We start from the raw sequence: 17,797 nt of genomic DNA, 5'->3' as shown, positions 1-17,797 counted from the left end.
ACCCAGCATGGATACGAGGCCCGGCCTACACCGGGCCTCGATCGGACCGCGACTTACGACGGCATGTACTTGCCCTTGGCGGCGTCGCACTTTTCCTTGGTCATGGCCGAGAAGCCCTGGCCCTTGCAGGCGTTCTGGCCCTTGCAGGCATTTGCCCCGCCCTTGCATGCGCTCTGACCCTTGCAGGCATTGGCGCCGACGCACTTACCTTCGCCGGCAGCATAGGCCACGGTCGACATGGTGGCGCCCGCCAGAAACAGGGTGGCTGCGGCGGCGGCGAGGGTCGCGCCGGACTTGGAAGTCATCTTCATTTGTATCCTCCAACAGAAGTGTGAGGGTGCATCGCCCGCAAGCGACAGTTCCAGCCGACAAACGGCACCCGGAGATAGTTACGCGATGGGTCTGGCATTGGTTACACGCGGGGCCGAATTTATTTCAGCCGCCGGGTCGAAACAACAAGGGCCCGGCACCGCCGGGCCCTCCGCGCACCTGATCCGCCGATCAGCCCTTGACGAACTTGGCACCCTTGGCGGCGCACTCCTTTTCGCCAGCCATCGAGAAGCCGGTGCCCTTGCAGGCGTTCTGGCCCTTGCAGGCATTGGCCGAGCCCTTGCAGGCGCTCTGGCCCTTGCAGGCGTTGCCGGCCATGCACTTGCCCGCGGCGGCGTTCGCTGATGTCGACACCGTCGACACGACAGAGCCGGCGAGGAACAGGGTGGCGGCGGCAGCGGCGAGCGTCGCACCGGATTTCGAATTCAACTTCATGACGATCTCCTCGATGATTGTTTGAATACAGAACGTGACGCCGTGAAGATCTGTCGACCGTTCGGTCGCAGACCCCCACGACGCAGGGGCAGGGCGGATGCCAATCAGATCGCGATGACTTGCCGAAGGAGGTCAGGTCGCCTTGATGTGAGTGCTCATCCAGAACCAGCTACGGGGCATCGGGCGATTTGGTTACAAAGTTTCGAAAGAAAATTTTCTTTTTCTGCGGCTGGACATTCCGCCGCTGTTTAACCCCGGCGCCGCCGGCGTATTTCCTTGCGAGGCAACGCGATGGCAGAAGCGTAATTCAGCCGGAAAGCGTGCAGCTTCAACCGATTAGACCGGACGCGCATGCGGCCGGTTTGCGTCGCACAGTGAACTTCCGCTAGCCGCGCACAGGTTTCAGCCTGGCCATCTGCGCAACCGTGGCCCGCAATTCCTCGGCATTGAAGGAGGGAAAAGAACAGATGCGGTTGCTGCAGGCGAACGCCGCGGGTTCGCCGAGGTCAGGATATTCGACGTCGGGGTTGGGCAGCTTGCCCTCGCGCAGATCCAGCCACTCCAGGCGCTTGTAGCGGGCCGGCAGCGCGCGGGCGAGTGTGTGCAAGGTTTTCGCGCGGGCGTCGTCCTTGTGTCCGACGATTGTCATGTGGGTGGGCTCGATCGCGAGTTCTTCGTCGGCGAGCAGGACGCCGGGCAGGGGGCGCATCATGCCGGCCGAGGCGCTGGCGAGATAACGCATCGCGTGCGCGGCCTGCTCGCGATAGCCCTCGTTGCCGAAGTAGCGGTTGAGCAGGTTCATGAACCTTGCGACCTGCACCTGGTCGTCAATCGGCTTGGCGGGCTTTGCGAGCACGCCGGTCTTGCCTTCCGCGGTCTTCGAGGTCACGAAGCCGCCGGCCTCATCCCGGAAGGTCGCGACGAAATCGCCAGCCTTGGCGGCGGCGGTGAGCCAGTCGCGATTTCCGGTGGCGGCATAGAGATCGAGGAAGGCCTGGCCCATAGAGAGCGTATCGCCCAGAAATGGGCCGCCGCGATCCTTCTCGCCATGACGGAAACCGCCACCCGGCAGCGCGCGGTTGTCGATCACCCATTTCGCCGCGCGTTCTGCGATCGCCAGCACCTTGGAATCGTTGGTGACGTTGTAGTACGCGGAAAGTCCCGATATCGCCCAGCCGTTTTCGCGCGCGTATAAATTCTTGTCGATGCGCGGCATGCCCAGTTTGCGGCGTTCGCCGTCCGGCAGCGCGTAATATTTGTGCCCGTCGGTATCGTGATCGAGATCGGCGTCCTGGCTGACATAGAACGCACCGTCAGGGCTCGTCAGAAACGCCGCGAGATAGCGCTCGATGTTGCGTGCGGCGGCAAGATATTTCGGATCCTTCCACAGCGCATAGGCCTGGCTGTACTGCCGGAGATATTGCGCCTGGAACGACATGATCTTTTCGAAATGCGCGTGCGTCCAGGAGCCCGCTTCGGAATATTGGTAGACGCCGCCCCAGACCGGATCGATCAGCGCGACCGCGGCATCCAGCGTCTGCCGGGCGCGCTTGATCGCCATGGCGTCGCCGGCCTCGGCGCGGGTGATGGCAAGGTCCATGCTGTCGGCGTCGATGTATTTCTGGTTCTCGCCCCAGCCGCCGAGTTTTTCCTCGTAGGATTCGTCGACATTCTTCGTCAACGCGGCGCGCTGCTCCTTGTCGAGGAAGGCCGAGGTCGACGGCTTCACCTCAAAGGCTTCGCCGACTGACGGTCCGGGTGAGGGATCGTCGATGATCGCCTTGAGAAGCGCCTGCATCCGCTCCGGCTCGATATATCCCCTGATCTTGGCGATCTCGGTGCCGTCGGGGCCGAACACGATGGTCGCCGGCCAGCCCCAGTCGCCATAGCGGCTCGACAGATCGGGGTTGGCGTCCTGATCGACCCGCACCGGCAGATATTTCGCGGCCAGCAATTCCTTGACCTCGGGATTGGCGTAGGTCGTCTTCTCCATGACGTGGCACCAGTGGCACCACACCGCCTCGAGATCGAGGATAACGAAGCGCTGCTCGGCCTGCGCGCGGGCGAACAGATGGTCGCTCCATTCACTCCATTTCGGCCCATCCGCGGCTAACGATGGCGACGCAACCAGCGTGGCGAGGGCGAAGGCGACGATGCGGACGAGTGTCATGGCGGCTCCCGGAAACGCTGGCGTTTCGACAGCTACGTGGCGGGCTAGATCCGGGCTCAGCTTTTCGGCGCTGTCACGGGATTGTGAGATCGGGTTGATTTCTCGCTGTGGCCGGCCGCATTCGCCAGCAGCCGGTCCAGCGAGGCAGCGCCGGGACCTGCGATGGCGAGCCACATGAAGCCGGCGAAGTAGGCCGCTTCCTCGAAGCCGAGGAGCGTTTCCAGCGAATCGACGTCGCCCCATTTCGCGGACTTGATGGCGACCACCATGACCACTGCCAGCATCGCGGCTGGGATTCGCGTGAACAGGCCGAGGATAAGCATGGCGCCGCCGAAGCATTCGACGCCGGATACAAAGGGGGTGAGGATTTTCGGGAACGGAATGCCCCAGCCGACAAAGTTCTCGGTCACCTGCTCAAGATGGGTCAACTTGCCCCAGCCGGCCAGCATGAAGGTGTAACCGACGATCAGCCGCATGATCAGCGGCCCGACCCAGGAAAAATACGATGCGATTTGCGCGGGCAGCAGGATGAGCAGATGGACGATGAAATACATACGAACCCCCCTTCAAATATTTTGGCGACGTGGTGCGCGCAAAAAGCCGCGGCCGCGATCTGGTCCTGACAGGAATTTCGCTATGGCCGGCCCGCTTGTTACGGGGCCTAACCGAAATTTTGCAGTGCGGGGAAAGTCTCCAGCAGCCAGATGCTGATGCTGGTGACGGAGCCGGTCAGGAAGCCGATGCCGGTGATCACCATCAGGACACCCATTGCCTGCTCGACCTTGCCGAGGTGTCGCTTCATCCGCGCAAACAGCGAGGAGAACTGCTCGACCATGAAGGCTGCCAGCAGGAACGGGATTCCGAGCCCGGCGGAATAGACCGCAAGCAAGCCCGCGCCCTTGGTCACGGTAGCCTCAGCCGCTGCGATCGACAGGATCGCCGCCAGAATGGGGCCGATGCAGGGCGTCCAGCCAAACGCAAAGGCGAGCCCCATGGCATAGGCACCCCAAAGGCCGACCGGCTTCGGCATCGTCATCCGTCCCTCGCGCATCAACAGCCCGATCCGGGTCAAGCCGAGGAAATGCAGGCCCATGATGATGATCACGATGCCGGCGACGATCGAGAGCTCGGCCGACCAGGCTCGGATCAGGCCGCCGATCAGGGAGGCGCTGGCGCCAAGCGCCACGAAGACGGTGGAAAAGCCGAGCACGAACATCAGCGCCGACGCCATCACCGCGCGCCTGGAGGCCTGCGTCGGTCCGTCATTGGCGACACGCTCGATGGTCGCGCCGGTGAGATAGATCAGATAAGGCGGCACCAGCGGCAGCACGCAAGGAGACAGGAAGCTGACGAGACCGGCAATCAGGGCCGCCGGGATGGAAACATCGTGCATTGCATGACCTTCGAGAATTGCCACAAGGCATAGCGCCGTCCTGGCTTGTACGGAACAGACAATCGATAAGTTTCGTCGTCATTGCGGCTCAACTGCGGTCACAGAGCCGTGTCCGGGGCGCCGAAATGGCCCCGCGGCTGAAACAGACGCTGCTATGGTCGCGTAAAGCCCATAAGCGCCCCGCGAAACAGGACCCTGCATGCGTCTCGGCATCCGCACCGCCATTTCCGCCCTCGTGCTGACGTCCATCGTCGTCAGCGCCGTCGGCGTTCATCTGTTGTGGTGGCGCACCGCCCATCAGGTCAGCCAGACGCTCGCCAACACCATCAACGACCAGATCGTTTCAGCTGTTGGCGACGAATTGCAGTCGGTCACGTCGGAGGCGCGCTCGTCGATGATGGCGGTGCGAACGCTGCTGGCCGAAAAGGTGTTCGAGCCGCGCGATGCCAGGAAACGCGAAGTCGTCTTCCGGTCGCAATTGTTGTCGCAGCCGACCATCTCCTGGGTGGCGTTCGGGTGGCCGGATGGATCGTTCTTTGCCGGGCACAAGCTCGGCAACAATGTGATCGAAATGCTCGAGATCACGCCCGATCGCAACATGCGCATTAACCGCTACGAATTCGTCGGCAACGATCTGCGCCTCAAGGCCAGCTGGTTCGAAGAAACCGACTATTCCGTGACGGAGCAGGAATGGTTTCGGGTCGCCCACCAGACCAACGATGAATACTGGTCGACGTTGACGGCGCATCCGCGCGGCGAACGGTTGGCGGCGGCGTTTTCGGCCCCGGTCGCGATTGACGGCAAGCCGGCCGGCGTCGTCGCCATCATCATCGAACTGACCCGTGTCTCGAATTTCCTGTCGCAGCTCACGGTCGGAAAATCTGCCGGCGCCTTTATCCTTGAGCGGGACGGCAAGGTGGTGGCCTCGCCCGATCCTGATGCCAGCGAGCTGGTGACGCTGAAAACCAATCATCCGCTGTTTCCGGTCGCGGTCGATGCGATCCGAAACGCCGGCAGCGCCTATGAGCCCGGTGAAGGGGAGCCGTTCAATACGACGGTGACGCGGGACGGCAAGGCTTACCAGGCGGTCATAACGCCGATTTCGTTTCCCGGCTGGTCACTGGTGACGGTGGTGCCGGAATCGGAATTTCTCGGACCGGTGCAGATGACGATCCGGAATTTGCTGATCGGCCTTGCGGTCCTGATCGTTTTCGCGGGGCTCTTGTCGGCATGGCTCGCCCAGCGCCTGATCGCCGCGCCCCTGATCAAGGTGGTGAACGAGATCAGGCATGTCGAGCGTTTTGACCTCGACAAGGTGCAGCGGCATCCGTCGCGGCTGACCGAGATCGGGAATCTCTCTGGCGCGATCGGCGACATGGCGCAGGGGCTTGCCGCTTTCCGGAAATACATTCCGGCCGACCTCGTGAAGCGGCTGATCAGCGACGGCAACGGGGCGCGCCTCGGCGGCGCGGTGCGGCCGATGAGCGTGATGTTCATCGACCTCGCCGGCTTTACCGGGATGTCGGAGCGGCTCGGCGACCGCATCATTCCGCTGCTGTCGCGCTATTTCGACAGCGTCTCGGTGCAGATTCAAAACCAGAACGGCACGATCGACAAATTCATCGGCGATGCCGTGATGGCGTTCTGGGGCGCGCCGTCGCCCAACCCGGATCATGCCGTCGATTGCTGCCGGGCGGCCCTGGCGTGCCGGCGCGCGGTGGAGGAGGCTGGCCTCGTCGACGACCATGGCGAGCGCGTCAAGATTCGCATCGGCATCAATTCCGGCGACATGCTGGTCGGCAATATCGGATCGGAAGTGCGGCTGAACTACACCGTGATCGGCGATGCCGTGAATATTGCGAGCCGGCTGGAGAGCACCAACAAGGCGTATGGCTCCACGATCATCATCGGCCCCGAAACGCGCCGGCTGGCGGGGAAAAGCATCGTCGTTCGCGAACTCGACCGGCTGGCGGTCTACGGCCGCGCGGGTGGACTGCAGATCTATGAATTGCTTGATATGGCCGGCGAGTTCGGCGGCGCCCCCGACTGGGTGGCCTCGTATGAATCCGGCCTGGCCGCCTTCCGCGCGCGCGATTTCACGGCCGCGATCGGCGCGTTCGAGCGTGTGCTGGAAATCCATGACGATGCAGCATCATCGGCGATGATCGAACGCTGCCGACAGCAGCTCGACAATCCCGCCGGCGAAGATTGGGACAGCACGACGGTCGCACGATCCAAGTAGCCCGACGCGGCCGCCGCAGCCTTGCGCGAGGCGGCAGCTTTGCCATAGATGTGCCGGCCGTGACGCCACATGTCATGGCGATCGACAGGGAGACCGCCAGCGTTGAAAATCCTGCTGACCCATACGCCGCAGTCTCGCACCCAGTATAACGGCGCGCGCAGCCTCAACGGGCTGCAAGCCATCGCGCAGGTCAAGCTGCATGAATCGAACGATGCGCTCGATGCCGCCGGTCTGGTCGAGGCCGCGCGCGAGGTCGATATCATCGTGGCCGACCGGCTCACCGCGGGGCCGGGCGAGATATTTCCGGCGCTACCAAACTTGCGCGCCTTCGTTCGCTGCGCGGTCGATATCCGCAACATCGACGTCGATGCCGCGTCCGCGGCCGGCGTGCTGGTCACGCGGGCGGGGCCGGGGTTCGTCCAGTCGGTCGCCGAGCTCGCACTCGGCTTCATGGTCGATCTGTCGCGCAGCGTTTCGCGGGCCACCGCCGATTATCACGCCGCGCGCAAGCCCGAGATCATCATGGGCCGGCAACTGGCCGGCAGCCGCCTCGGCATCATCGGCTACGGCAGCATCGGCCGTTATCTGGCGCAGATCGCCATGGTGTTGGGCATGGAAGTTCTCATTGCCGATCCCTTTGCGACCGTGAGCGAACAGGGTCTCCAGCATGTGCCGCTCGACGATCTGCTGGCGCGCTCCGACTACATCGTCTGTGTCGCTGTTGCCAACGAGCAAACCGAAAATCTGATCGGGCAGGCGGCGTTGGCGTGCATGCAGAGGCATGCCTTCTTCATCAACCTGTCGCGCGGCAATCTCGTCGACGAGGCGGCGTTGTCGGCGGCATTGCGCGAGAACCGCATCGCCGGCGCCGCGATGGATGTCGGCCGCGCGCTGGACCAGATGCCGACGCCGGAATTGGCAAAACTGCCGAACGTCATCGCAACGCCGCATATCGGCGGCCTGACGCCGCCGGCGATCGAGAGCCAGTCGCTCGAAACGGTGCGGCAGGTCGGGGCCATCATCGCCGGCGAGGTGCCAGCCGGCGCGGTGAATGCCGATCATTGGAAGCGGCATATCTGACTCAAGCGCGGGCGATCGCGCCTTCGGATTTCGTGCGCGATGCTTATCGCATTCGCCGCGATGGATAACTACAGCCACAGCCGCCAGCGATGTATTGTTCGGTCTTAACCGAAACGATGTGCGCAACGCACCGGCTGGTAAATTTGCTGGCTACTGTCTGCGCCGCGGTCGCGGTCGCGGAAGTCGCACAGTTTGTTAACAAGTTGGGCAAAATCCGATCCGTCGTGCATGGCGTCGCTGAAGGTCTCTAGCGCATGAAGCGTCCTGAACGACCAGATTGTGCGGTAGAGCCCGCTGCGCTTTTCGCTAGTTGCTGAAACTGCATAGGTGCCGCGGTAGCGGACGTCTTCCGGCTGATACGTTACAATTTTCTTTTCATTGTCGATCAGCCACGTCTTGAACTCGTCGTGCTTGTCGAACGGAACGTCGTAACCCCATTCAATCACAAGCGCGCCCAGCAGGGTGCTGTCCGCAAGGAGCTGTGTAATTTCTCCCGGGCTCGCATCATGCTTGAGGAGATCGCAGAAAGGGAAATAGCCGCCCGATCGCACCTCCGGATCGATCGGCTTGACGGTGGGAGTGGTCAGCTGGTTGCCGGCGATAAGGTCGGCAACGAGCAGTGTCGGATCGACGTTGCTCATCCAGTCCTCCTCAATCTGTTACGTTCAACTCAATCAAACCCTGGTCATGCAAGTTCTTGATACCAATCATAAGATTGCGATCGGCCTCGCGTTCGGACATCTGAGCCGCCACGCTTTTTCGATACCTCTGCGCGACGTGCTCGGGCCTGCTGCCGTCGCAGAGCTCAAAAATGAGCCAGGCATTGAGGTTCAGCATGAAAAGTTTCGGCGGTTTAGGCCGAAACACCACGCAACTCTTCATCTCTTCAACGGGGCGTACCCGGAGGTTTGGGGCGCGGCTGTAGCAGCCATTCGGGTAGGACACGCAAATCAACTCCATGGTTGAGCGTTCGGTCGAATGGATCCGGCGCGTCCCACGCGCCGTGGAATGCGTAAGCAGTAGATCGACATCCACCGTGAGACCCTTGGCTCGAAGAGCAGCTAGAGCACGTCTCCTTAACCCGACCTGATCTCAACTCGCGGTACAGCGGATGTTCCCACGTCTCCATAAAGGAGACATTCCTGATATTTCCGTAGTCAACGTATTCCCGAAGATAGGCGCATCCTATCGAATCCCCGAACGCATTGACCGCGGCCATTTGCCAGCACGAATTGCCATCGTTTGGATGCCAGGACTGCATCAGTTTCATGCCAGCGGGCAACTGCAGCGCGTCGAGCGCCGCATGCATCTCGTCGAGCGACAGGGAAACTTCGTTCCAGCGGTATTTAAAGCGGCCAAGCGGATAAGGCCGCAAAACGCCGGCCGTCTTCACGCCGAGCCGTTGAGCCAGATCGATGTAGCCTTGCAGATCATCGACGTTTTTCCGGTTAAGGATGGTGAGCAGTTGTGTTTCAATCCCTGCTTCCACCAGGTACGTGACGGCTTCGCAGGCGCGCGCATGACTGCCTTGCGTGCCCGTAAAGTAGTCGTGCACCTCGGCATGTGGGCTAAGAATATCGACGAGCACGATACCGACGCCGATATCCTTAAGTCTGTTGGATAGATCGCGCGTAATAAGCGTGCCGTTGGTCCGAACTTCCGTGAAGAAACGGTTCGATGCGGAAACCAGGAAGGGCAGGAAGTCCGGCCGATGAAAAGGCTCGCCTCCTTCAATGTAGAGATAGACTACGCCCAGCTCGGCAATTTCATCGAGAAAGCGACCCCACTCCTCGCTATTCAGCTCGGCCGATGCTTTTTCAGGTGAGCAGTCTGCATAGCAATGTTGGCAGGAGAGGTTGCAAGTTTCCGTGTAGCAAATCGAAAGCTTGAGCGGCTTCTCAAGCGAAAATGGATTTTGTATGGATGCCATGGTGGCTGACCATATGGTTGCGACGCATCCTGTCGCGTCGCGGGCCTATCTCGCGCAAGCTTAGAGTGCTAAGCTGGCATAAGATATTTTGATTGGCAAGTCTGCAGTCATTCACATGCAATGCTCCGGTTGCGGTTGTTCGAATCCAGAAATAGCGCGTTTCTGCCTGCACTGCGGCGCGAGGCTGCATCTGGTCTGCGAGGGCTGCGGCTTCGAGAGCCCAGCCGGATCTCATTTTTGTGGCGGGTGCGGTGCGTCGCTTTCCGATCTCTTAGGTGTTCAGCGCCCAGATCACTCCACTTCAACTGAGGCGGCTAGCGCGCCGAACCATGATCAGCGCCCCGAGCGACGCCAAGTTACTGTGCTTTTCATTGATATGATCGGGTCTACCGATCTGTCGGTTCAGCTCGACGAGGAAGATTTCAGAGATGTTATTTACAAGTACCGCGACACGTGCGCCAACGCGGTTCGACGATTTGATGGCACCATTGTTCGCTACATCGGAGATGGGCTACTTGTTTGTTTCGGCTTTCCAGTAGCGCACGAGGATGATCCGGCCAGAGCGGTGCGCGCTGCGCTGTCACTCCTGGACGAAATGCGTCAGCTGAACAGCCGGGAATCTTCTTCTATGCCACCGATCCGTGTGCGTTTGGGCATGCATACTGGCATTGTCATTGCAGGCGATCTGAGATCATCAGGCACATTTGAGACGATGGGTATCCTCGGTGAGACCCCCAATATTGCGTCTCGACTGCAGCAAATTGCGTCCCCCGATAAGTTGGTGATCTCCGAAGCCACGGCGCGGCTCGTCGGCAATTCGTTCGATCTACATGGCCTTGGTCCGCACGAAATCCGCGGCACACATGGAGCGATGAACCTCTACGAGGTAATTGCTGAACAGCCGTATCTCGGTCGCGATGCGCTGCGCGCTGTCCATCAGATGGTTGGACGCCGTCAGGAGCTTGCCCTTCTACAGGATCGCTTCACTCAAACGAGCAACGGGGACGGGCAGCTTGTCCTCATTACGGCTGAGGCTGGCGCGGGCAAGACACGATTGGTGCGCGAGTTCAAGGATTCGCTTGTAGGCACGAAATTTCTCCCCGTCACCTGCTATTGCTCGGCGTACAATCAGTCGAGCGCGCTTTACCCGATCATCGAGTTGATCCGGCGAGCGCTGAGCTTGGATAGTCTCGGCAACGTCGAGGACAAGCTTGCGAGTATTGACCGGGCATTTGCCGGATTGGAGTCCGTTACCTCAGATGCCGTTCAGCTGATTGCTGAGCTGCTCGAACTACCAGTATTGTCATCGAAACACGAGTTGGCGCCATCGCAGCGCCGCGAACTCCTGCTTGATGTCCTCACACACTGGCTGCTTAAACAATCTGAACAACTGCCTGTTCTGCTTATTGTTGAAGATCTTCATTGGGCTGATGCTTCAACTAGCAGCCTGCTCGCCCGGCTAATTCAGCGAATTGCGGCACGGCAGGTGATGGCGATCTTTACGTTCCGACCAGAATTTAGGGCTGAATGGGTGCTGGAAGCGCAAGGGACGCGCCTCGGCCTTCGGCGACTTTCTCCGATTGAGGCTCGATCCCTGGTCGAGCAAATCGTCGGGGCCGCGACAATCCCGACCGATGTGACCGAGTTAATTATTGTAAAGACGGCTGGTATCCCGCTTTTTATCGAGGAGCTAACTAAGACGGTGCTTGAGGACCATGTGTCCACAAGCGACGAGGGCGATTTGCGACTTGCATCTGCCGTTGACAGCATTCCCTCTACGCTGCGTGGTTCACTGGCTGCCCGGCTGGATCGTCTGAAAGTCGCTAAACCCCTGGCGCAAATCGCTGCAACACTCGGAAGTGTTTTCGATGGAGAAGTTCTAAGTGCGGTCACTGGCGAAAGCCAGGCGGTACTTCGCGATCAGTTGGATGAACTCCTGCGCGACGACTTTCTGCAGCAGCACGGAATGCTCGCCAATGCCAAATATTCGTTCCGGCACGCGCTCATTCAAGACGCCGCGTACGACTCGTTGCTGAAAAGTGAGCGCCAAGCATTGCATTGTAAAATTGCGGAGGTTCTGTCGAGCCAATTTCCAGCCGTGGTCGCGGCAACGCCCGAAGTGGTTGCTCAGCACTACACGGCAGCGAACCTCATTGAACCTGCCATATTGCATTGGGAGGCGGCGGGAAAAAAGGCTGCGGAGCGCTCGGCGAACGTAGAAGCCGCCAGTCATTTTGCGAGCGCTCTGGCCGCATTGCGTCGCCTCCCTGATACAGTCGAGCGCGCGCGGCGCGAGCTCTCGCTGGAGATTGACCGGGGATCGCAGCTTCTCGTCACAAAGGGTAATGCTGCGCCAGAAGTCGAAACGGTATTCTTCCGCGCTTGCGAATTGAGTGAACGGCTAGGTGAGCATCACCTGCTTTTTAGGGCCCTTTACGGCCTCATGATGTTCTGTATCGTTCGAGGTCAGCTTGACAAGGCGAATACGCTCGGCGTGCGTCTGGTTGAACGAGCAGAACTGGCAAATGACCGCGATCTCCTGCTGCAGGCAAAGCGGCCGCTTGGACTGACTCTTTTCTACCTCGGTCAATTCGCAGTTGCAAAGGCAACTCTTGAGGAGGCGCTCCGGCTATATGATCCGGATCGGCACCACCATCACCGTTTTGAGTATGGTTCGGATCCTGCCGTTCTGGCCCAATGCAATCTCGCGTGGACTGAGTGGTTTATGGGCTTGGCCGATAGCGCTGTGACGGACAGCGCGCAGGCGATTGATAGAGCCGTTCAACTCGATCATCCCCACAGTCTTGGGTTTGCGTTGAGCTTCGAGGCTTCGATTCGACAGGCGCGAGGCGAACCAGCCGAGACCCTCGAAGCTGCCGAGCGAGCCATTAATGTCGGGCGCAAGTATCGCTTTCCATATTGGAGTGCGTGGGGCCAGATGCTGCGGGGCTGGGCTATCGGCAAGCTCGGCGACTCGCGAGAAGGCGTTGCAGAAATCGAACAGGGGCTTGCCGATTATCGCGCAACGGGTGCAGAGCTCATGCGGCCTTATGGACTTATGTTGCTCGCTGAGACTGTTGCGGCAGCCGGCGATCCGCAGCATGCGCTACATCTGCTCGATGAGGTCGCCGTGACCATATCGACGAATAAGTTCTGTGAACCGGAATTACACAGACTCCGAGGCGAGTTTCTTCTTGCTGGAAATCGCGGAAGTTCAACGGCTCTTGATCTTATCCGAAGAGCCGCCGACCTTGCGCACGAAATGGGTGCTCAGGCGCTGGAACTGCGAGCGATCCTTAGCTTGGCATCGGCTACACGGGGCGCTGAACGGGTGACCGCCTTGGAGAAGCTCAGGCAGCTCCACGGCCAAATTACCGAAGGATTTGGCACGTCAGATCTGATTTCAGCTGCTCGTCTATTAGATTCGACAGCTGGACAGAAAACCAACGCCTGATCCGCTTCAGCTGAGGCACCGGGCGATCTCGAGCCCAGCTCTTCGAGCATGCTGCCCTGGTCTTGCCCGATCAGATAGGAAGTGCTTCATGTTTTAGGCGTTTCCTGACTTTCTTCGCGAACCAATTCGAACAGAACAGACCTTGGCGAAGCCAGCCGGCATTCAGAACCACACAAAAGGCCCGCTGATGCGTCTTCCCTTCTTCTACGGCTGGTTGATCGTTGCGGTGACGTTCGTCACCATGGCGATCGGCGTCAATGCGCGGACGGCGTTCTCGCTGTTCTTTCCGCCGATCATCGGCGAGTTCGGATGGGAGCGCGGCGTCACGGCCGGCGCCTTCTCTTTCGGCTTCGTGGTTTCGGGTGCCGTCAGTCCGCTGATCGGACGCATGATGGATCGCTTCGGTCCGCGTGGGGTGATGGGGCTCGGCGTCGCACTGATGGGCGGCGGTTTGTTGCTCGCGCCGCTGACGACGCAGCCCTGGCATCTCTATCTCACGATCGGCGTGCTGGTCGGCGCGGGGAGCGTGTGCCTCGGCTATTCCGGCCAATCGCTGTTCCTGCCGAACTGGTTCATTCGCCGCCGCGGGCTCGCCATGGGACTAGCCTTTGCCGGCGTCGGCATCGGTTCGGTGACCTTGCTGCCATGGGTGCAGCATTTGATCGAGCAGACCGGCTGGCGCACCGCCTGCACCGCGATGGGCATTCTGGTGCTCGCCGTGCTCGCGCCGATCAACCTCTTGCTGCGCAAGCGCCCCGAGGATATCGGGCTATTGCCGGATGGCGATGCGGCGCCGTCGGCGACATCGGCCGCGCCTCGCTCGAACGTTGTCGATCCCGTGTGGGCCGCCACCGACTGGACGCTGCGCCGCGCGCTGCGTACCGCGCGATTCTGGTGGATCTCGCTCGGTTACTTCTGTGGCCTTTATGTCTGGTACGCGGTGCAGGTGCACCAGACCAAGTTTCTGCTCGATATCGGCTTCAGCGCGAATGTCGCGGTGTGGGCGCTCGGCGTCGTCAGCCTGCTGGGAATCCCCGGCCAGATCTGGCTCGGGCATCTTTCCGACCGGATCGGGCGCGAATGGATCTGGGCCATCAGCTGCGCCGGCTTTGCGATCTGCTTTGCGGCGCTGATCGCCCTTAAATTCGCGCCGGTGTTGCCGCTGGTCTATCTCATGATCTTCACCCAAGGCGTGCTCGGCTACGGCCTGACGTCGGTCATGGGCGCGGTGGTGCTGGAAATTTTTCAGGGCAAGCAATACGGCAGCATCTTCGGCACCATCATGCTGGCGGCGCTGGCCGGCGGCGCGGCAGGTCCGTGGGCGACCGGGCTGCTGTACGATCTTTCGGGCAGCTACACGTCAGCCTTTGCGATCGGCATTGCCGTCAGCATCCTGTCGGCGGTTGCGATCTGGCGGGCGTCGCCGGGCAAGGTGAGGGCGGTCGCGGGACAAATGCACAAGGCGCATGTCAGGAGCGGCGCGGGCTAGCCGCAATTGCTCTCGTCCGCGGCTCACCGAGGCCGTGCGTCAATGTCGAACGTTTTTCGCAGCACTTCCGCACCGTCTCTGGTCACCCGGTACGTCGCGCTGTAGCGGCCGGCAGGCCACGCCGCCTCGTTGCGCTTCTTTCCAGCGATGACAAGAAACTGCGCCTTGTCTCGATCAAGCGCCGGAAGATTGTTGGCGGAGATGGAAGCGCCGCCCGGGCCTTGCACCGTGAGGATTTGCTGGTCGCCTGCCTGCAGGCCGATGGCCCTGACATAGGCGACGAGAGCATCCGAGCCCGGCGTGACGGGATGCTTGCCGATTTCGCCGGACTCGATCAGCTCCATGGTCGGAGCGATACCGGCAAAGCCGTAATCGATGATTTCACGGGGGCGGTATTGCGTCTGCTCGCCAAGGGAAGCAGCCCAGATCGACCGGCCGCCGCCGCAGGAATTCTCAGGCGCACCATAGGCAAAGGGATCCACGGTCTTTCCGCGATGCCGCACCGTGAAGTGAAGATGAAAGAATTCGGTATCTCCGGATAGCCCGACCAGGCCGATCGGCTGCCCGGTCGTCGTTTGATCACCTGCTTTGACGCGAACGCTGCCCTTGGCCATGTGACAATATTGGGTACGCCAGCCGCCCTCATGCTCGATGACCACACCGTTGCCGCATTCCTTTCCGGCGATCGTGGCCTTGCCCGCGGTCTTGACCGAGATGTCTTCCATGTCGTTGCGCGTCCCGATCACGCGTCCGGGCGCGGCGGCGAGCACCTCTATTCCCTGTCTTTGTATTTCGAGGTTTACGATCCTGATGTCGGTGCCGTCGTGACCGTCATAGCTGCGTCCGCCGCAGCGATAGTCGCGGGCCTTGTCCGAGGCATCATGATCGACATAGTTCTGAAAGAAGCAGGTCAGGCCCGGCCGGCACTTGATCGGCAGCGCGAGTGAAATGACTTCCTCGGCCCTGGCGTCGATCGCACCGGCAAGACATAGAGAAATCAAAGCCAGGCACGTCAGGCGCGGCCATCCGAGTGCATGGATCCGACATATGCGTCGGTGCGCGGAATGTGTCGAATATTCGGTGTCGGCGTTCGCAGGCATCCGCCAACGCTAGCAACTCACAATGACTTGCGCGAGGCGGATTTCCGTCTCAGGCCGCTGAAATTCCCATCGCCCGCTGCAGGTCGCCGATGGCGCGAAAAAAGCTGTCGGGCGACGTCGTCTCGGGATCGATCAGGCGGTGCAGACGGAAGCCGTCCTCCAGCGCCAGCACCAGCGCGCCGGCCCATGTCGGGTTGAGAATGGTCGTCCTGCCGCTGTTCCTGGCCGTGGTCTCGATGATGTCGGTGACCAGCTTTCGCCGGGCGCGCAGCCGCTTGGCGAGTTCAGGCCGGCGCTTTTCCGCGCGCGCCACGAACAGGATCATTTCCATATGCAGCAGGGGAGAGCGGCCGAGCGGATCCTGCTGGCTGCGGTCCATGGTCTTCAGCGCATCGATGAAATCCGCAAGGTTCTTGTGCCTGTCGAGCAGATCGCGGATGCGCCCGATGGATTGCTCGACGTGATCCTCGAGCATGGCGATGATCAGTTCGTCCTTGCTCTTGAAGTTCGAGTAGAACGCCCCGCGCGTGAAGCCGGCCGCCGCCGCGATCGCCTCGATGCTGGCTCCGCCTATGCCTTGGTCCTCGAACACGCGCGCCGCCGCCTCGAACAGCTTTTCGCGGGTGTCGTCCCTTGTGGGTCTCGTTCGCACTCTTGACATCCGCCCAGTTTAGGCGAGAATGCAACTCAATACAATAATGTATCGAGTTTCGATCGATCGGCCCGGGGAAACGCGCTGTACTACGCACGGCCAGCAACCAGTTGAGGTCACCATGAACGAGCATGCTCAGACTGCCAGTAGCGCGCCGTTGTTCAATCCGCTGTCCCCCGATTTCATTCGCGATCCCTATCCGCATTACGAGCGGATGCGCGCCACTGATCCGGTGCACCTGACGCCGTTCGGCGTATACGCCTGCAGCCGCCACGCCGAGGCCAGCCTCGTGGTCCGCGACAAGCGGTTCGGCAAGGATTACGTCGAACGCACCATCCGCCGCTATGGCCCCAAGATCATGGACGAGCCGGTGTTCCGCAGCATGAGCCACTGGATGCTGCAGCAGGATCCGCCGGACCACACCCGCCTGCGCGGGCTGGTGGTGAAGGCCTTCACCGCCCGCCGGGTCGAGGACATGCGCCCGCGCATCCAGCAGGTCGTCGATGAGACGCTCGACCGCATCATCCCGCACGGGAAGATGGACCTGATCGAGGACTTTGCGTTCCGCCTGCCGGTCACCATCATCTGCGACATGCTCGGAATCCCCGAGGAGCATCGCGAGGTGTTTTATACGAGTTCGCGCGATGGCGGGCGCCTGCTCGATCCGGTGCCGCTGACGCCGGACGAGATCAAGCAGGGCAACGCCGGCAATGCGATGGCGGCGATGTATTTCCAGCAGATGTTCGAGCTGCGGCGGAAGACACCCGGCGACGACCTGATCACGCAACTGGTGCAGGCCGAGGAGGACGGCAGCAAGCTCTCCAACGAGGAACTGACCGCCAATATCATTCTGTTGTTCGGCGCGGGCCACGAGACTACCGTCAACCTGATCGGCAACGGTTTGCTGGCGCTGCATCGCAATCCCGACCAGCTCGCGCTGCTCAAGGCCAGGCCCGAGCTCATCACCAACGCCATCGAAGAATTCCTGCGCTACGATTCATCAGTGCAGCTGACCGGCCGGGTGGCGCTGGAAGACATCGACGATCTCGGGGGAAAGCGCATCCCAAAGGGCGAGAGCGTGCTGTGTCTGCTGGGCTCGGCCAACCATGACCCGGCGGTCTATCCCGACCACCCGGAACGCCTCGATATCACCAGGCCCAATGTGAGGCCGCTGTCCTTTGGCGGCGGCATCCATTTCTGCCTCGGCGCCCAGCTGGCGCGGATCGAGGCCGAGGTCGCGATTTCGACCCTGCTGCGCCGGCTGCCGGACCTGCGGCTCGATGACGCTGTCAATCCGGAATGGCGGCCGACCTTCGTGCTGCGCGGCCTGAAGCGCCTGCCGGCGAGCTGGAAGGCCTTGGCGGGGCGTTTTTAACCCTCTGCGCCGGTGCTCGGAGCCGGGCGGGGCGCCTGTCAGTATGACGCTGTGACTTCGCCATACTTCTCTCTATATTCCGGGCAGCTCCGGGGCCGGATTCGGCGTAGCGCGGCCTGCGCGCCGGGGCGGTTCAAAGGGAGATAC

The 17,797-nt window shown here is 61.2% G+C and carries 15 protein-coding genes; 5 read left to right on the top strand and 10 right to left on the bottom strand.

Going from position 1 to position 17,797, the window contains the following annotated elements:
• Positions 1-53 precede the first annotated feature (53 nt).
• The 5 genes from IVB22_RS38255 to IVB22_RS38235 all read right to left on the bottom strand — a co-directional run bounded on the left by IVB22_RS38255 (position 54) and on the right by IVB22_RS38235 (position 4,328).
• Positions 54-311 (bottom strand): hypothetical protein, encoded by a 258-nt coding sequence (locus IVB22_RS38255; protein WP_276576937.1) that lies wholly within the window; start codon positions 309-311, stop codon positions 54-56.
• A gap of 190 nt (positions 312-501) precedes the next feature.
• Positions 502-765, bottom strand: a complete 264-nt coding sequence (locus IVB22_RS38250; RefSeq protein ID WP_247522306.1) for a hypothetical protein — start codon at positions 763-765, stop codon at positions 502-504.
• A gap of 385 nt (positions 766-1,150) precedes the next feature.
• Positions 1,151-2,935 (bottom strand): thioredoxin domain-containing protein, encoded by a 1,785-nt coding sequence (locus IVB22_RS38245; RefSeq protein ID WP_247522305.1) that lies wholly within the window; start codon positions 2,933-2,935, stop codon positions 1,151-1,153.
• Positions 2,936-2,991: 56 nt separating this feature from the next.
• Complete coding sequence (locus IVB22_RS38240; protein WP_247522304.1) at positions 2,992-3,489, bottom strand: DoxX family protein; 498 nt, start codon at positions 3,487-3,489, stop codon at positions 2,992-2,994.
• 107 nt (positions 3,490-3,596) lie between these two features.
• Positions 3,597-4,328 carry a cytochrome c biogenesis CcdA family protein gene (locus tag IVB22_RS38235; protein ID WP_247522303.1) on the bottom strand — a complete coding sequence of 244 codons (732 nt, stop codon included), beginning with the start codon at positions 4,326-4,328 and terminating at the stop codon, positions 3,597-3,599.
• A gap of 199 nt (positions 4,329-4,527) precedes the next feature.
• Between IVB22_RS38235 and IVB22_RS38230 the strand changes: the two genes are divergently transcribed.
• Both IVB22_RS38230 and IVB22_RS38225 read left to right on the top strand, forming a co-directional pair.
• Complete coding sequence (locus tag IVB22_RS38230) at positions 4,528-6,570, top strand: adenylate/guanylate cyclase domain-containing protein (RefSeq protein WP_247522302.1); 2,043 nt, start codon at positions 4,528-4,530, stop codon at positions 6,568-6,570.
• Positions 6,571-6,672: 102 nt separating this feature from the next.
• Entirely contained in the window at positions 6,673-7,650 is a 978-nt protein-coding gene (locus tag IVB22_RS38225; RefSeq protein WP_247522301.1) for an NAD(P)-dependent oxidoreductase, read from the top strand.
• 104 nt (positions 7,651-7,754) lie between these two features.
• Here the strand turns inward: IVB22_RS38225 and IVB22_RS38220 are convergent, their stop codons facing one another.
• Genes IVB22_RS38220 through IVB22_RS38210 form a run of 3 tightly spaced genes read right to left on the bottom strand, consistent with a single transcriptional unit; the run spans position 7,755 to position 9,580 of the window.
• A complete protein-coding gene (locus tag IVB22_RS38220) occupies positions 7,755-8,291 on the bottom strand; it encodes a hypothetical protein (RefSeq protein ID WP_247522300.1) in 537 nt (178 codons plus the stop codon).
• Between the two features lie 10 nt (positions 8,292-8,301).
• A complete protein-coding gene (locus tag IVB22_RS38215; protein ID WP_247522299.1) occupies positions 8,302-8,487 on the bottom strand; it encodes a PqqD family protein in 186 nt (61 codons plus the stop codon).
• A gap of 49 nt (positions 8,488-8,536) precedes the next feature.
• Complete coding sequence (locus tag IVB22_RS38210) at positions 8,537-9,580, bottom strand: radical SAM protein (protein ID WP_247522298.1); 1,044 nt, start codon at positions 9,578-9,580, stop codon at positions 8,537-8,539.
• A gap of 115 nt (positions 9,581-9,695) precedes the next feature.
• On the opposite strand from IVB22_RS38210, the gene IVB22_RS38205 reads away from it, so the two are divergent.
• Together IVB22_RS38205 and IVB22_RS38200 are read left to right on the top strand one after the other, a co-directional pair.
• Positions 9,696-13,034, top strand: a complete 3,339-nt coding sequence (locus IVB22_RS38205; RefSeq protein WP_249805681.1) for an adenylate/guanylate cyclase domain-containing protein — start codon at positions 9,696-9,698, stop codon at positions 13,032-13,034.
• A 187-nt stretch (positions 13,035-13,221) separates the two neighbouring features.
• Entirely contained in the window at positions 13,222-14,523 is a 1,302-nt protein-coding gene (locus tag IVB22_RS38200) for an MFS transporter (RefSeq protein ID WP_247522374.1), read from the top strand.
• Between the two features lie 23 nt (positions 14,524-14,546).
• Here the strand turns inward: IVB22_RS38200 and IVB22_RS38195 are convergent, their stop codons facing one another.
• Both IVB22_RS38195 and IVB22_RS38190 read right to left on the bottom strand, forming a co-directional pair.
• The gene (locus IVB22_RS38195; protein WP_247522296.1) at positions 14,547-15,524 is read right to left on the bottom strand and encodes a M23 family metallopeptidase; all 978 of its coding nucleotides are present in this window, start codon (positions 15,522-15,524) and stop codon (positions 14,547-14,549) included.
• 148 nt (positions 15,525-15,672) lie between these two features.
• Complete coding sequence (locus IVB22_RS38190; RefSeq protein ID WP_247522295.1) at positions 15,673-16,284, bottom strand: TetR/AcrR family transcriptional regulator; 612 nt, start codon at positions 16,282-16,284, stop codon at positions 15,673-15,675.
• A 112-nt stretch (positions 16,285-16,396) separates the two neighbouring features.
• Between IVB22_RS38190 and IVB22_RS38185 the strand changes: the two genes are divergently transcribed.
• The gene (locus tag IVB22_RS38185) at positions 16,397-17,650 is read left to right on the top strand and encodes a cytochrome P450 (RefSeq protein WP_247522294.1); all 1,254 of its coding nucleotides are present in this window, start codon (positions 16,397-16,399) and stop codon (positions 17,648-17,650) included.
• Positions 17,651-17,797: the final 147 nt, after the last annotated feature.

This window comes from Bradyrhizobium sp. 190 (assembly GCF_023073415.1).
In the GTDB taxonomy this organism is placed as follows: Bacteria; Pseudomonadota; Alphaproteobacteria; order Rhizobiales; family Xanthobacteraceae; genus Bradyrhizobium.
The sequence above is the reverse complement of the archived record's forward strand: the minus strand, read 5'-3'. Positions and strand labels throughout refer to the sequence as shown.

What these genes read in the sequence shown, in the direction of transcription:
- IVB22_RS38255 (WP_276576937.1), bottom strand. Translation starts at nt 311, where the DNA reads ATGAAGATGACTTCCAAGTCCGGCGCGACCCTCGCCGCCGCCGCAGCC.
- IVB22_RS38250 (WP_247522306.1), bottom strand. Translation starts at nt 765, where the DNA reads ATGAAGTTGAATTCGAAATCCGGTGCGACGCTCGCCGCTGCCGCCGCC.
- IVB22_RS38245 (WP_247522305.1), bottom strand. Translation starts at nt 2,935, where the DNA reads ATGACACTCGTCCGCATCGTCGCCTTCGCCCTCGCCACGCTGGTTGCG.
- IVB22_RS38240 (WP_247522304.1), bottom strand. Translation starts at nt 3,489, where the DNA reads ATGTATTTCATCGTCCATCTGCTCATCCTGCTGCCCGCGCAAATCGCA.
- IVB22_RS38235 (WP_247522303.1), bottom strand. Translation starts at nt 4,328, where the DNA reads ATGCACGATGTTTCCATCCCGGCGGCCCTGATTGCCGGTCTCGTCAGC.
- IVB22_RS38230 (WP_247522302.1), top strand. Translation starts at nt 4,528, where the DNA reads ATGCGTCTCGGCATCCGCACCGCCATTTCCGCCCTCGTGCTGACGTCC.
- IVB22_RS38220 (WP_247522300.1), bottom strand. Translation starts at nt 8,291, where the DNA reads ATGAGCAACGTCGATCCGACACTGCTCGTTGCCGACCTTATCGCCGGC.
- IVB22_RS38215 (WP_247522299.1), bottom strand. Translation starts at nt 8,487, where the DNA reads ATGCTGAACCTCAATGCCTGGCTCATTTTTGAGCTCTGCGACGGCAGC.
- IVB22_RS38210 (WP_247522298.1), bottom strand. Translation starts at nt 9,580, where the DNA reads ATGGCATCCATACAAAATCCATTTTCGCTTGAGAAGCCGCTCAAGCTT.
- IVB22_RS38205 (WP_249805681.1), top strand. Translation starts at nt 9,696, where the DNA reads ATGCAATGCTCCGGTTGCGGTTGTTCGAATCCAGAAATAGCGCGTTTC.
- IVB22_RS38200 (WP_247522374.1), top strand. Translation starts at nt 13,222, where the DNA reads ATGCGTCTTCCCTTCTTCTACGGCTGGTTGATCGTTGCGGTGACGTTC.
- IVB22_RS38190 (WP_247522295.1), bottom strand. Translation starts at nt 16,284, where the DNA reads ATGTCAAGAGTGCGAACGAGACCCACAAGGGACGACACCCGCGAAAAG.
- IVB22_RS38185 (WP_247522294.1), top strand. Translation starts at nt 16,397, where the DNA reads ATGAACGAGCATGCTCAGACTGCCAGTAGCGCGCCGTTGTTCAATCCG.